The organism is Mesorhizobium sp. M7A.F.Ca.CA.002.09.1.1 (assembly GCF_003998555.1).
GTDB lineage: Bacteria > Pseudomonadota > Alphaproteobacteria > Rhizobiales > Rhizobiaceae > Mesorhizobium > Mesorhizobium ciceri.
This window is the reverse complement of sequence record NZ_RZRR01001470.1, coordinates 1-706: the sequence shown is the minus strand read 5'-3', so window position 1 is coordinate 706 and position 706 is coordinate 1. Positions and strand designations below refer to the sequence as shown.

1 protein-coding gene and 1 pseudogene are annotated in these 706 nt (G+C 64.0%); both read left to right on the top strand.

The window, feature by feature from the left end:
- Nucleotides 1-343 (top strand): EAL domain-containing protein (locus EN994_RS34070; RefSeq protein WP_127308289.1); only part of this gene is annotated, 343 nt, incomplete at its 5' end.
- Nucleotides 340-706: pseudogene (locus EN994_RS34065) on the top strand (EAL domain-containing protein); the annotation flags it as partial. The gene EN994_RS34070 and the pseudogene EN994_RS34065, both read left to right, overlap by 4 nt.

Genomic DNA, 706 nt, shown 5'->3' with positions numbered 1-706 from the left:
GGATATCGTCAAGTTCGATGCCTACTGGATCACGCAGCTGATGGAGTCCGGCGCCGGCTTCGCGTTGCTGACCACCATGGTGAAGAACTTCGAGGAGCAAGGCATCCATACGGTGTTCGAAGGCATCGAGGAGGGCTGGCAACTGGAGCTCGCCGAGAAATCGGGTGCGTCGATGGTGCAGGGTTTCGTGCTGGCGCGGCCCGAATTGGCGCCGACCAGCTTTGGCGTCTTCGACAAGGCCGGGCAGGCGCCTGTCGCTGCTGCCGTCGACACGTCGGCTGCTGCCGTGGCAACGCCTTCGGCGCGGCCGGTCAAGGCCTTTGGGCGTCGCGTGGCGACATGAGAGGTGATCGGCGGCGCAATGTCGGCGATGCGATCCGGGTCGACGAAGTCGGCATCGAATACGGCATGTATGGCGAGTTCCGGCTGCGCAGCGCCTATCAGCCGATTTTCGCGCCGCGCGGCCGGTTCCTTCACGCGGTCGCGGCCGAAGCCCTGATCGAGCCGCACCGTGCGGGCCGCCCCGGCGCGCCAAAGATATTCTTCGAAAGCGTTGCCGTCTCGGACCGGCTGTTTGTGGAAACCATGTGCCGGGCGCTGCATCTCAGGAATTTTCGCAATATCGGCGTCGACGGGCTCGACCTGTTCTTCAACTACAATCCGTTGATCAACGACCATGCCGGGCGGGCACTGGCCGAGATTCGCC